Annotated in this window: 13 protein-coding genes; 4 read left to right on the top strand and 9 right to left on the bottom strand. The window is 43.6% G+C overall.

Going from position 1 to position 13,655, the window contains the following annotated elements; all coding sequences use genetic code 11:
* Positions 1 to 104 precede the first annotated feature (104 nt).
* From gcvH to IRB43_RS08435, 5 genes are all read right to left on the bottom strand, one after another.
* Positions 105 to 488 (bottom strand): glycine cleavage system protein GcvH, encoded by a 384-nt coding sequence (gcvH, locus tag IRB43_RS08455; protein WP_203363023.1) that lies wholly within the window; start codon positions 486 to 488, stop codon positions 105 to 107.
* 71 nt (positions 489 to 559) lie between these two features.
* Positions 560 to 922 (bottom strand): arsenate reductase family protein, encoded by a 363-nt coding sequence (locus IRB43_RS08450; RefSeq protein WP_203363022.1) that lies wholly within the window; start codon positions 920 to 922, stop codon positions 560 to 562.
* Between the two features lie 277 nt (positions 923 to 1,199).
* Complete coding sequence (locus IRB43_RS08445) at positions 1,200 to 2,987, bottom strand: acyl-CoA dehydrogenase family protein (RefSeq protein ID WP_203363021.1); 1,788 nt, start codon at positions 2,985 to 2,987, stop codon at positions 1,200 to 1,202.
* A 24-nt stretch (positions 2,988 to 3,011) separates the two neighbouring features.
* Positions 3,012 to 4,187 carry an acetyl-CoA C-acetyltransferase gene (locus IRB43_RS08440; RefSeq protein ID WP_203363020.1) on the bottom strand — a complete coding sequence of 392 codons (1,176 nt, stop codon included), beginning with the start codon at positions 4,185 to 4,187 and terminating at the stop codon, positions 3,012 to 3,014.
* A 21-nt stretch (positions 4,188 to 4,208) separates the two neighbouring features.
* Positions 4,209 to 6,581: a 3-hydroxyacyl-CoA dehydrogenase/enoyl-CoA hydratase family protein gene (locus tag IRB43_RS08435; RefSeq protein WP_203363182.1), complete on the bottom strand. Its 2,373-nt coding sequence runs from the start codon at positions 6,579 to 6,581 to the stop codon at positions 4,209 to 4,211.
* 223 nt (positions 6,582 to 6,804) lie between these two features.
* On the opposite strand from IRB43_RS08435, the gene IRB43_RS08430 reads away from it, so the two are divergent.
* The 3 genes from IRB43_RS08430 to IRB43_RS08420 all read left to right on the top strand — a co-directional run bounded on the left by IRB43_RS08430 (position 6,805) and on the right by IRB43_RS08420 (position 7,492).
* Positions 6,805 to 6,981 carry a hypothetical protein gene (locus IRB43_RS08430; protein WP_203363019.1) on the top strand — a complete coding sequence of 59 codons (177 nt, stop codon included), beginning with the start codon at positions 6,805 to 6,807 and terminating at the stop codon, positions 6,979 to 6,981.
* Positions 6,982 to 7,047: 66 nt separating this feature from the next.
* Complete coding sequence (locus tag IRB43_RS08425; RefSeq protein WP_203363018.1) at positions 7,048 to 7,230, top strand: hypothetical protein; 183 nt, start codon at positions 7,048 to 7,050, stop codon at positions 7,228 to 7,230.
* Entirely contained in the window at positions 7,196 to 7,492 is a 297-nt protein-coding gene (locus tag IRB43_RS08420) for a hypothetical protein (protein ID WP_203363017.1), read from the top strand. The genes IRB43_RS08425 and IRB43_RS08420 overlap by 35 nt, the downstream gene beginning before the upstream one ends.
* Before the next feature lie 9 nt (positions 7,493 to 7,501).
* Here the strand turns inward: IRB43_RS08420 and IRB43_RS08415 are convergent, their stop codons facing one another.
* The 4 genes from IRB43_RS08415 to IRB43_RS08400 form a co-directional block, all read right to left on the bottom strand.
* Complete coding sequence (locus tag IRB43_RS08415; protein WP_343070840.1) at positions 7,502 to 8,221, bottom strand: LutC/YkgG family protein; 720 nt, start codon at positions 8,219 to 8,221, stop codon at positions 7,502 to 7,504.
* Positions 8,218 to 9,651 (bottom strand): LutB/LldF family L-lactate oxidation iron-sulfur protein, encoded by a 1,434-nt coding sequence (locus IRB43_RS08410; protein ID WP_203363015.1) that lies wholly within the window; start codon positions 9,649 to 9,651, stop codon positions 8,218 to 8,220. Before IRB43_RS08410 ends, IRB43_RS08415 begins: the two co-directional genes overlap by 4 nt.
* 47 nt (positions 9,652 to 9,698) lie before the next feature.
* The gene (locus tag IRB43_RS08405; RefSeq protein ID WP_203363014.1) at positions 9,699 to 10,415 is read right to left on the bottom strand and encodes a (Fe-S)-binding protein; all 717 of its coding nucleotides are present in this window, start codon (positions 10,413 to 10,415) and stop codon (positions 9,699 to 9,701) included.
* 291 nt (positions 10,416 to 10,706) lie between these two features.
* Complete coding sequence (locus IRB43_RS08400; protein WP_203363181.1) at positions 10,707 to 11,435, bottom strand: FCD domain-containing protein; 729 nt, start codon at positions 11,433 to 11,435, stop codon at positions 10,707 to 10,709.
* Between the two features lie 266 nt (positions 11,436 to 11,701).
* Here IRB43_RS08400 and IRB43_RS08395 point away from each other — a divergent pair, with 266 nt between their 5' ends.
* On the top strand, positions 11,702 to 13,372 hold the full coding sequence (locus tag IRB43_RS08395; protein WP_203363013.1) for an L-lactate permease: 1,671 nt from the start codon (positions 11,702 to 11,704) through the stop codon (positions 13,370 to 13,372).
* Positions 13,373 to 13,655: the final 283 nt, after the last annotated feature.

The raw sequence follows: 13,655 nt of genomic DNA, 5'->3' as shown, positions 1-13,655 counted from the left end.
CTTTGCCTGGACTATCACTGCTTCGTTACTTCCATTTTCGCTTGTTTTTCAAAGAAAAGCAAAGAAAAGCACCTCCATCAGTTGGAAGTGCTCTCGCTCGCAAATTAGTCTGCTTTTACCATTTCCTCATATTGCTCAGCTGTCATTAAGCTGTCGACTTCGGAAGCATCAGATACTTCCACAACGACCATCCATGCTTTCTCATACGGAGATTCGTTCACAAGCTCTGGGCTATCTTCTAAGTCTTCATTCACTTCAACAACTGTTCCGCTAACAGGCGCATATAGTTCAGAAACAGTTTTCACTGATTCTACGCTGCCGAACGGCTCGTTCACTGTGATTTCATCCCCTACAGCTGGAAGCTCCACAAACACGATATCGCCAAGCTCAGACTGTGCGAACTCAGTGATTCCAATGCGAACTTTCTCCCCTTCTGTTTTGACCCACTCATGTTCTTCAGAATAACGCAATTCTTTCGGTGTACTCATCCATATCCCTCCGTTACTAGACTTCAATTAAACTTTACCTATTATAAAGGAACAAATCAAGACACTTTTCTTTATCCTTGTACCCAATGTTTTTCAAAATCTTCTTCCTTGAAACCGACCGTCACTTGTTCTCCATCTGTCGTCAGTGGACGCTTAATGAGCATCCCGTCTGAAGCTAAAAGAGTCAGCAATTCATCTTCAGTAGCCGTTTTGATTTTGTCTTTTAATCCAAGCTCGCGGTATTTTTGACCGCTCGTATTAAAAAACTTCTTTAATTCAAGTCCGCTTTTTTCATATAAGGCTTTTAATTCTTCTTTTGTAGGCGGTTGTTCGACAATATGTACTTCTTGAAAGTCAACTTGATGCTCTTCTAACCATTTTTTCGCTTTGCGGCATGTCCCGCATTTCGGATACCAATAAAATGTCAACGTCATAATTGAAACGACCTCCACTAGAAATGACTTCTACACTTTTATATCAAATAACTTCGACGTTTGCCAAACAAAACCTTCTTTTTACAGAGGGATGGACGGGGGCGATTGATTGATGGCTCGGCGCGACTGATTTCCTCCGTTTCCCGACCGATTGTGAGCAAATGGCGACTGATTACCGGCCAAGCCCGACTGATTACACCTCCGATTCGACCGATCCACCTCTCGAACAACACCTCCAAAACAAAAACACCCGCCAAGACAGCGGGTGTTAGTTCAATTAGACGATGTATTTTTCGGCGCTGATGATTTTTTCAGCGGCTTCGCGTTTCTTGGCGATGATATTGATTGGTGTGTAGCGTGTCAGTTTGCGTAGCACGGATAGCATCATGCGCAAGTTGTCGCCTTCTTCTACGGCGATTAATGTTTCTTTGGCGTGTGCTTCGATTTCATCGAAGGCTTCCTGGCAGAAGATTTGTGTGTAGAGTAATTTTTGCTTGCTCTTCTCTTCGCCAACATTTGCGATCGCTTTTTCTGTGCGTAGAACGGCTGATTCCATCGCATAGATTAAATTCACGATATCAGCTAGGTTAGATAGCACTTCTTGTTCTCTTTCTAGTGCCTTTCCGTATTTTTGAACAGCTAAGCCAGCGGCAACTAAGCCGATTTTCTTCGCGTTTTTCACTAAATATTTTTCTTGCGCTAACGGCTCTGTGCCGACTTCTTCCGGCATAAGCATCATCAATTCGCCCTGCAGTTGCTGCGCTTTCTCTAATAGCGGTAACTCACCTTTGAACGCTTTTCGGACATAGGTGCCTGGCACGATTAAGCGGTTAATTTCGTTCGTTCCTTCGAATATGCGGTTAATGCGGGAATCACGGTACATTCTAGCGATTTCATACTCTTCCATGAAGCCATAGCCTCCGTGAATTTGCACACCTTCATCGACCATATAATCAAGCACTTCGGAGCCGAAGAATTTTCCTAATGAGCACTCAATTGCGTATTCAGCAATTGATTTTGAAATGGCCATCCCATCTTTTTGCTCTTCTTCAGACAATTGGCTCATGCGATCTTCAAAATAGCCGACTGTGCGGTAAATCGCACTTTCACAAGCGTATAGCTTTGCCCCCATCGTGGCGAACTTCTCTTTCGTTAAGTTGAAGGAAGAGATCGGCGTGTTGAATTGCTTGCGCTCATTCGCATACTTCACGGCAATTTCCATCGCACGCTTGGAGCTACCTACTGTCCCAACGCCAAGCTTGTAACGGCCGATGTTTAAAATGTTAAAGGCAATCACATGACCGCGTCCCACTTCGCCAAGTAGGTTCTCTTTCGGCACTTCGGCATCTTGTAAAATTAACGTCCGCGTCGACGAACTTTTGATGCCCATTTTGTCTTCTTCCGCACCAGTAGATACACCAGGAAACTCCTTCTCGACAATGAAAGCAGAAAACTTGTCGCCATCGATTTTCGCATAGACAACAAATACATCGGCAAATCCGGCATTCGTGATCCATTGTTTCTCCCCGTTTAGTATATAATGAGTGCCCGCCTCATTTAATTTCGCGTTTGTTTTAGCACCTAGCGCATCGGACCCTGAGCCCGGTTCTGTTAGCGCATAAGCTGCGATTTTTTCCCCTGTGCTGAGCGCTGGCAAATATGTTTGCTTTTGCTCTTCCGTTCCGAATAACACGATCGGCAATGAACCGATGCCTACATGGGCACCATGCGTGATCGAAAAGCCCCCGGCTACCGCCATTTTCTCGGCAATTAAAGCGGAGCTGATTTTATCTAAGTTCAAACCGCCGTATTCCTCTGGCACATCGGCACTTAGCAATCCGAGTTCTCCCGCTTCATGAAGCAGTTTCACGGAGCGCTCGAATTCATGCTTTTCTAAATAAGGCACTTGCGGCATCACGCTGTTCATTACGTATTCTTCCGTTGTTTTCGCAATCATTTTTTGTTCGTCGGAAAAGTCCTCAGGCGTAAACACACGATCATAGGAAATATCCTCGATTAAAAACGCTCCACCTTTAACCGCTTGTTTTTCTGTTTGATTCGTCATTTTCTTCTCCCCCTGTTTAATTGATTACAAAAGCTCAAATACCCCAGCAGCTCCCATGCCACCACCGATACACATCGTCACTACTCCAAATTGCTCCTGACGTCGTTTCATTTCATGGATTAAAGATAAGGTTAATTTCGCTCCCGTACAGCCTAATGGATGACCAAGCGCAATCGCTCCTCCATTGACATTGACTTTTTCTTCATCTAAACCAAGCTCGCGAATGACTTGAATCGATTGAGAAGCAAAGGCTTCATTTAATTCGATTAATCCAATATCGGACAGCTCTAACCCTGCCAGTTTCAACGCTTTCGGAATAGCAACAACCGGGCCGACTCCCATAATTTCTGGTGGGACGCCACCAACCGCGAACGAACGGAATTTAGCTATCGGTGCTAATCCAAGTGACTCAGCCTTTTCGCGTTCCATTACCATCACTGCCGCCGCGCCATCACTCGTTTGCGAAGCGTTCCCTGCTGTGACTGTGCCCGTTGTAGAAAAAGCCGGACGCAATTTGGCTAATGCTTCCATGTTTGTTCCAGGACGAACTCCTTCATCCTGTTCAAATTTGATCTGCTTCTCTACCAATTGATTGTCTGCTCCAACACTGCGAAGCGTTACATCGACTGGAACAATTTCATCGACAAATTTTCCTTCGGCGATCGCCCTTGCCGCACGTTCATGGCTGCGAACGGCAAACGCATCTTGTTCTTCACGAGAAATGCCGTATTTCTTGGCGACTTCTTCCGCGGTATGCCCCATGCTCATATAGTATTCTGGTGCGTTTTCCGCAATCCAAATATTCGGGCGGACGACATGGCCCATCATCGGCACCATGCTCATCGACTCCGCTCCACCTGCAAGAATCGTCTCTGCCTGCCCTGTCATAATTCGCTCAGCCGCAAAGGCAATCGACTGTAAGCCGGAAGAGCAGTACCGGTTAATTGTAATCGCTGGTACGTTGTATGGCAGTCCTGCAAGAGCGCCGATCGTTCGCGCCATATTCATTCCTTGCTCAGCTTCTGGCATCGCGCAGCCAATGATTAAGTCATCAATTTCTCCTTCGTAATTTCCTGCACGCTTTAATGTTTCCTTCACTACGATGGCTCCGAGATCATCCGGGCGCACGGTTGCTAATGTTCCTTTTTTCGCGCGACCGACCGGAGTTCTCGCCCCCGCTACAATAACCGCTTCCTTCATTCCCTTTCTCCCCCTTGCAAATTAGTTTCGTAACGGCTTTCCTTTCACAAGCATATGCTGCATACGCTGCTGTGTTTTCGGCTCTTTACATAAGCTTAAAAAGGCCTCACGCTCTAAATCGAGTAAGTATTGTTCATCCACTTCTGTCCCAAATGGTAGCTTTCCGCCTGCAATGACATAGGCCAACTTTTTCGCAATGGTAAAATCATGCTCTGAAATATAGCCGGATTTCAGCATTGATTGCGCTCCTAACAACAGCATCGCATAGCCGGATTCACCAACGACTGGAATGTTCTTTCGTTTCGGTGGCGTGTAGCCGCTTTCGTATAAATAAAGGGCCGCTTGCTTCGCGTCATATAATAAATGATCTGGATTCACACTCACCCCATCTGCTTTCACTAGAAAATTATTTTCACGAGCCTCTTCCCCTGATGCGGACACTTTCGCCATCGCAATCGTTTCAAACACTTTGTTCGCGACACTTTGCAAGTCTATTTGTACCCCGTTGGCCATTTGCTCGAGATGGCGAATGTAGAGCTCTTTGTTTCCTCCACCGCCAGGGATCAAACCAACGCCGACTTCGACAAGTCCCATATACGTTTCCATGTTGGCTTGAATATGAGCGGCTGGTAAACAAACTTCCGCTCCGCCGCCAAGCGTCATCGCAAATGGTGCCGCAACAACTGGCTTCGAACTATATTTTATTTTCATCATCGCCTGCTGGAAGCCTTTCACAACCATTTCCACATCCCAGAAGTTATCATCTTGCACTTCCATCAAAATCATCGCTAAGTTCGCACCGACACAGAAGTTTTTGCCTTGATTGCCGATCACAAGCCCTTTGTAGTTTTTCTCTACTTCATCGACGGCGTAATTAATCATCTGGACAATATCCATGCCAATGGCGTTGCTTTTCGAGTGAAATTCAAGTAAGGCAATGCCATCACCGAGATCAATTAAACTAGCGCCGCTATTGCTTTTTAACACATTTCCTTGCTTCTTCAACTTTTTCAAATCGATCACTTTCGGATTTACTGGGATCGCTTCATACTCTCCTTGATGATAAAAGCGGTCTTCTTGATAGAAGGAAGTGTGATCGCTTGCAAGCATCTCTTTCACCCATGCTGGGACGCTTAGCCCTTCCGCTTCCATTTTCTCTGCCGACTTCTCGACACCAATCGCATCCCACATTTCAAACGGTCCTTGACTCCAGCCGAAGCCCCATTTCATCGCCTGGTCAATCGCAACAATGTCATCAGCGATTTCCCCTGTCAATTCCGCCGAATACGTAAGTACAGGTGCAATAATCTTCCATAAAAATTGACCAACTTGATCATTGGCGTAAATAAGCGCTTTCAATTTTGCTCCTGGTCCTTTTTGCTGCTTTGCCATTTCAATCGAAGCAGAAGCTAGCTTTTTCTGCTCGCTATATTCCATCGTAGCTGGATGCAATTCCAAAATGGTCTTGCCTTCCTTTTTGAAGAAACCTTGGCCGCTTTTTGCGCCAATCCAACCGTTGTCACGCATGGTTTTCATAAACTGCGGCACTTCAAATACTTGCTTCTCTTCCCCTTCTACTTGCTCATACACATTGTTAGCGACATGAATGAACGTATCTAGACCCACGACATCCAATGTGCGGAACGTCGCACTTTTCGGGCGGCCAATTAACGGACCGGTGATAGAATCGACTTCCCCTGGCGTTAGGTCAGCTGCTACCATCTCTTGCACCGTCTTTAACAAACCGTACGTGCCGATGCGGTTAGCGATAAAGTTTGGCGTATCTTTCGCTAACACGACGCCTTTACCGAGCGTGTCTTCTCCAAACGTTTTCATGTATTCAAGCACTTCCGGAGCTGTATCCTTCGTTGGAATCACTTCTAATAACTTTAAATAGCGAGGCGGATTAAAGAAATGCGTGCCGAGAAAATGCTTACGAAAGTCTTCCGAACGCCCTTCTGCCATCGCTTCAATCGAAATGCCAGATGTATTGGAGCTCACGATGCTGCCATGCTTGCGGTACTTTTCGACCGTTGCAAACACTTGCTTTTTCACTTCTAGATTTTCAACAACGACTTCAATAATCCAGTCGACCTCTTTCAATTGATCTACATCATCTTCTAAGTTACCCGCCGTAATTAATGATAGATTCTTTTTCGATGTGAGCGGAGCTGGCTTTTGCTTTAATAGCTTCTTCAATGCCCCTTCTGAAAAACGGTTTCGCACTTGGCGATCGTTCAATGTTAACCCCTTTGCTTCTTCTTCCTTCGACAATTCACGCGGAACGATATCTAATAAAATGGATGGTATACCAATGTTCGCTAAGTGAGCAGCAATGCCTGAACCCATCACACCCGATCCAAGAACAGCCGCTTTTTGAATGTGCTGAACCAACATGATTTCCCCCTTCACACCTTTTGAATGAATATTCATTCATTTATTGATAATTCTAATATAACCCAACTAACAAAATGGCGCAATGATTAAAGAAGAAATTTTCTAATTTTTCTATCTTATTAATCCATACCTCTTTTTGATTCATTCAAAACGTCAAAAAAGAAATTCGCTTCTCATGATATAATGAATGTACAATCGATTGAAATGAAGGTGAAATAAAATGAAAAAATTCAGCTGGCTATTAACAGCTATCGGAGTCATTCTTATACTTGGAAGCCTGCTTTATCCATTAGATGTGATTGCTAAAACGACGTTCCAAACATTGCTGCTCAGCGGAGCTCTCATCATGTTTGTCGGATCAATGGTTCGATCGTACGCCATCTTAAAAGATAAATAGAAAAGCGGAAGGCGACGTTTAGCGACGTATGGACTGGAGCCAGCCGTATGAGATAAAGGAAACACGATGAACGGTAGTGAATCGATGTTGACTTATCGTAAGGAGGATGGTGGAAGTCCACTAGTCGCTGGCGCCTGCAGCTGGACAAAGAAATGCGGAGCCGACTGCCCAGACACGACAAGCAAATGTTCTGTCGCTGGAAAGGCGATGAGCCTTGCAAACGACAGGTTATTTGACTCGAGTGTCTAGGAGGCGGAGCTGGACAATCGAAAAGCGGAAGGCGCTCGATCATCGGCGACAAGCAAAAGACGAGTCGGCTGAAAGGTTGTTCTTTAACCTTTTGGCCGGCTTGGCTTTTGTCCTCGAGCCGATAGCGCCTGCAGCTGGACAACCGAAAAGCGGAAGGCGCTTGATCATCGGCGACAAGCAAAAACGGACTCATCTTTTTAGACGAGTCCGTTTTTTATTGATAATGGGCGAATATCAATGGGTTGGAAAAATGATCAAGTAAAGAGGCGGTTTACTTGTCATTTACAATAATATAAGCAGCTTTCACAGGGCCATGCACACCGACAACAAGGTTCATTTCAATGTCGGCAGAGTTACTTGGACCCGTGATGTAGTTAATGCATGATGGCGCTAGTTCACCAGCTTGTACTTTGCGGCTAATTGCTTGTGCCGCCTGTGTCATGCGTGGCACGATTGTGCTTTTTGGAACAATCGCAATGTATTTATGAGGTAAAAGGCTGACAGAGCGGCCTTTCTCTTTGCTGCTCAGCAACACAACTGTACCTGATTCAGCTAATGTCATATCGCTAAATGTAATACCGATATTCGCTTTTTCTGCGTCATCGATATTTTTTTGACCTAAGGCTGGATTCCAGACGTTGACTTCTTTCTTTTCTTCCGGCCATGTTTCTTGAATTAATGTCGATAAGCCAAATTCGTCAAAACGCTCGTCGTTCCATAAAGAAATCGGGCCACCGCCATAGGCATCTACTTTCTCAGCTAGAGTTTTCGCAAGATCAGCAGATGATGTTTCAATGAAGTCTGTATGGATGTTTTTGCACTGCTCGCGTAATACTTCTACAAGCTCGTCTTGAGTCGCACCCTTCAATACTTCATGCTGAGGCTGGAACTTCCACTTTGGACGCTCCACCTTTTCTTTTCTTTCTCTTCCAAGATTCGAGGCGATATTGGCTAAAAAAGAATCACGGTTATGAATCGTTCCTGCCATTATTTGTCGCCTCCTTTCTCTTTTTGATGTTCTTTAAACCAGTCGCGCAGACGTTGCTTCTCTGGTGCTGGGAACTCACGCAATTCTGTCCAAGCTTTTAATGGACCTGGACCGTTAGAGATACGATCATTTTTCGTAAATGGTTTCATCACAGTTGATGCCATTTTTGATCCCATACCATATAACGGATTAGAAGCGGCTCCTAGTCCGAATGCTTTCATCGCTAATTTTTCAGAAATTGGAGCGCGTCCTTCTTTCTCGACAATCACTTGACGATGCTTATGAAGCAATTCATGCAGCGGAATTTTCACCGGACAAGCTTCAGAACAAGCCGCACATAAAGTCGATGCGTACGGAAGCTCTTTAAAGTCATCATAGCCGCCAAGTAACGGAGAAAGTACAGCCCCGATCGGACCTGAGTAGATCGATCCGTATGAGTGACCACCGATGTGACGGTATACTGGACATACGTTAATACAAGCCGCACAACGAATACATTGAAGGACAGATTGGAATTCTGTTCCTAAAATTTTCGAACGGCCGTTATCCACAATGACTAAATGGAACTCTTCTGGACCATCTACGTCTCCCTCTTCACGAGGACCAGATAACGCTGTGACATAACTTGTTAATTTTTGTCCAACCGCACTGCGCGTTAATAAGCTAACAAGCACTTCAAACTCTTCATGCGTTGGAACGATCCGCTCCATTCCCATCACAGTGATTTGTGTTTTCGGAATCGTTGTCACAAGACGAGCATTTCCTTCGTTTGTCACGAAGCTGATAGAACCAGATTCAGCAATGGCGAAGTTACAGCCTGTTACGCCGATATCCGCTGCTAAAAAGTCTTTTCTTAACGTTTTACGTGCATGCAAAGCAAGCTCTTCTGGTTTTGACGTTAATTTATAATCTAATTTTTCCGTGAAGACATCACGAATTTGCTCTTTATTTTTATGAAGAGCAGGCGTTACGATATGAGATGGTGGATCATGGTCATCGACTTGCAGAATGTACTCGCCAAGGTCGGTTTCAATGACTTCACAACCGATATCTTCAAGCGCACCGTTCATGCCGATTTCCTCTGTCACCATGGACTTTGCTTTTAAGATTTTCTTCGCATTCTTTTGCTTTGCGATGTTTGTAATGTATTCATTGGCTTCTTCAGCTGTTTGGGCAAAAAATACATGTCCACCGCGTTTAGAAATGTTTTCACTTAATTGATGTAAATAGTAATCTAAGTTCTCAAGCACATGTTGACGAATTTCTTCACCATGAGAGCGCCAGTCTTCCCAGTTGCCAAGCTCTTCAGCGGCATCTAGGCGACGAGTCCGCAAACGTTCTTGCGCACCTGCAACGGCTCCTCTCATAAACGTGTCATTCATTTTCTCTTTGACGCGTCCTTTAAAGTCATCCGATCCAAATTTCATTGCCATTGAACGTCACCTCTTTCTTTCGACTTTTCTATCGTTCAGCTAAAATCTCAACGGCTATTTAGCACTTCTGCAATATGCATCACGCGAATCGGCTTTCCTTTACGCTCCATGCGTCCGCCGATGTTCATTAAGCAACCGCAGTCTGCTCCAATTAAATAATCCGCTTCTACTTTTTCTGCACAGGCCACTTTTTCGTCGACCATTTGTTCAGAGATTTGTCCCATTTTCACAGAGAACGTTCCACCGAAACCACAGCAATTATGCGCATTTGGCAGAGGCACAAATTCTAAACCTTCCACGTTTTTCAAAAGAGTCATCGGTGCGTCTTTCACACCAAGAAGACGAGTCATATGACAAGATGTGTGGTACGTTGCTTTTCCCGGCAATTTCGCACCTAAATCTTCTACCTTTAATACATCGACAATGAATTGAGTGAATTCATATGATTTTTCTGCTAATTTCTTCGCGCGCGGCTCCCAAACAGGATCTCCCTTAAATACATGTGGATACTCCTTAAACATTGTGATACATGAGCCAGACGGTGACACTACGTACTCTGAATTTTCAAAGGTCTCGATCATTTTCTTCATCGCACCTTTAGACTCTTCGACATAGCCGCTGTTGAAAGCTGGCTGTCCACAGCATACTTGCCGCTCTGGAAATTCAACCTCACAGCCTAAACGTTCCAAAATCTCAACTGTCGCCTTTCCCACATCCGTCTGAAACATATCCACAAGACACGTAGCAAACAAAGCAACTTTCATGTTGAACACCTCTTTTTTAGAAGTGACAAGCACTCCCCCGATATTTCCGAAAGAGTGCCCGCCCAAAAACAACTGGTCATCTGATGACCTAGATTTATAATATGATCATACTACATTCCACAATTTTTTTGTAGTTTTTTTAAAATGACGAAATAATTATTTTTTTTACAAAAATAAAAGAGCGTCCAAAAAACGGTCGATCGTTCCTATGAATACAACATTTGAGAGATATCTTCAACATATTCGTTTAGAAGATAACCGTTTCGTTTAGACACTCTTTCTGAAAAAAACTTACTTCACTTTTTCTTGTTCTTCCATATATTCTCTCAAAATGTTTTCTACATTATGAATATGAATGCTCATCTCCAGCCTTGCCTTTTCTGGATTCCCTTCCTCAATAGCCTCGAAGATCGCTTCATGTTCGTCATTCAATTTATCGAATGTAGCGACTTCAGAATACAAACAAATTCGCCGCGTTTCCTTCATTGACTCTGACACTAAATCAGCAACATGATTCATTAAACTAAGCAGCAACGGATTTCCTGTCGCCTCAGCAATGGCTAAATGAAAAGCAAGATCGGCTTCCTCTCCTAGCTCCATGTCATTAGAGTGATATTTCATTTCTTCTAATGCTAAACGAATTTTTAATATATCTTCCTGCGTGCGCTTTTCAGCTGCGATAAAAGCCGTACCTACTTCAAGCAGTTTCCGAACCTCCATTAAATGAAACAGATCCTTTTTATCCATTAAAACAACATTTTGGATCGGATATGCAATTCCAGAAGGCGAGAAATCTTTCACATACGTTCCTTCCCCTTGGCGCATTTCAATCAGCCCCATCGCCCGTAAAGACGTTAAAGCTTCTCGGATAGCAGATCGTCCAACGTGAAAATTTTCAGCCAATTGCTGCACAGAGTCTAATTTATCGCCCGGCTTTAATGTTCCAGAACGGATTGAATCTAAAAGAGCCTCTGCTACTTCTTCATATATCTTTTTCGGTTTAATCTTTTTATATTCCACCGGTTTCACCTCTAACTGTCCTAATACAATTATTATAAACGAAATTTTCAACTTTGCTTTAGAAATTTATTTTCACATCTCCAAATAAAGTCAATATCCTTTTTTTATTTTCACAATTTAGTAACATTTGTATTGTATTTTTCGACAACAACTCCTATAATAAATAAGGCAGATGGATAATCATTTAACTAGGTCATCAGATGATCTAAACTTCATTTAATCAGACTATTCAAAAAAAGAAAAAATCACAGTTAGGGGGCATTTTCATGCAATATCAACAACATTTTACTCCTATTGCAGACAGCCTTGGTTTATCTGCACTCGTAGCATTGATCCCGATTATCTTCTTCTTTTGGGCGCTTGCAGTCAAACGAATGAAAGGATACAAAGCCGGATTAATTACATTAGCGATTTCTTTAGTCCTTTCTGCAATCGCTTACAAAATGCCGGTTGGACTCTCTTTATTATCCGCTAGCCAAGGGGCCGTATATGGCTTACTACCAATCGGATGGATTATTATCACGTCTGTCTTTTTATACAAACTAACAGTAAAAACAGGACAGTTCGACATCATTCGTGATTCCGTTTTAACAATTACAGAGGATCGACGTTTACAAGCTTTACTCGTTGCTTTCTCTTTCGGTGCTTTCCTTGAGGGAGCAGCAGGTTTCGGAGCACCCGTTGCCATTTCAGCTGCACTATTAGTTGGCCTTGGATTCAATCCATTGTACGCGGCTGGTCTTTGTTTAATTGCCAACACAGCACCCGTTGCCTTTGGAGCTGTTGGGATTCCTATTATTGCTGTAGAAGGTCCAACAGGTATTCCTGCAATGGAAGTATCGAAAATGGTTGGTCGACAATTACCGTTCTTATCTGTATTCATTCCTTTTTATTTAGTGGTCATGATGGCTGGATTTAAACGAGCAAAAGAAGTTATGCCCGCTATTTTAGTATCAGGTATTTCCTTTGCGGTTACTCAATATTTAAGTTCTAACTTCCTTGGTCCAGAACTTCCGGATATTTTATCCGCTCTTGTATCTTTATTTGCTCTTGCTGTTTTCTTAAAGTTTTGGAAGCCAAAAACAATTTACCGTTTTGCACATGAAGATCAAAATGTTCAGCAACAAGAGGTGTCGAAACACTCAGCTGGTGCCATTTTTAAAGCTTGGTCCCCATTCCTTGTTTTAACAGGTTTCATTTCTGTTTGGGGAATTCCTGCCATTAAAATGGCGTTAACAGGTCATTATGAAGGAACAAACAGCGTATTATTAGCGATCAATTCCATCGGCCACAAGTTCACGTTCACACCGGAAGTACCGCTGTTAAACAACAACATTATAAATGCCAATGGTGAAGCACTTCCTGCCATTTATAAATTAGAACTTCTTGGTGCGGCAGGTACAGCCATTTTAATCGCAGCTGTTGTAAGTAAATTTATTGTGAAAATCTCTTGGTCTGAATGGGTGAAAACATTTGGAGAAACAATGAATGAATTGAAGTTCCCGATTTTAACGATCGCAAGCGTGGTTGCCTTCGCTTATGTAACTAATGCATCAGGCATGACAACAACACTTGGATTAATCGTCGCAAAAACAGGCTTCTTATTCCCATTTTTCTCGCCATTCCTTGGCTGGCTTGGCGTATTCATCACAGGCTCCGATACATCAGCCAATTTATTGTTCGGTAACTTACAAAAAGTAACCGCTCAATCGGTCGGAATGGATCCATTACTAGCCGTAGCCGCGAACTCCTCTGGTGGAGTAACCGGAAAAATGATTTCACCACAATCCATCGCTGTAGCCTGCGGTGCCGTTGGACTAGCCGGAAAAGAATCCGACCTATTCCGCTTCACCGTCAAACACAGCTTCGTCCTAGTCATCATCGTCGGCATCATCACCTTCCTCCAATCCAACGTACTAAGCTGGATGGTGCCATAGAAAAGCGAAAGGCGCTGTTCAGCGACGTATGGACTGGAGCCAGCCGTATGAGATAAAGGAAACACGATGAACGACAGTGAATCGATGTTGACTGATCGCACGAAAAGTCCTGCTTCTCTTTTAGAGGAGCAGGATTTTTTTCGTTTTGTTAAGCAAGGATGTTTGCCCTTACCCATATCATGACTAACACAAGTTTTTCCCCTTTCTTGATCTTTTTTGAAAATTTTCTCCTTTTTCGGTTGACACTATAGAACAAATCGTTTAACATGATAATTGTAGTTAG

This window comes from Bacillus sp. REN10 (assembly GCF_016820555.1).
Classification (GTDB): Bacteria; Bacillota; Bacilli; order Bacillales; family Domibacillaceae; genus Bacillus_CE.
This window is presented reverse-complemented; position numbering and strand designations above follow the sequence as displayed.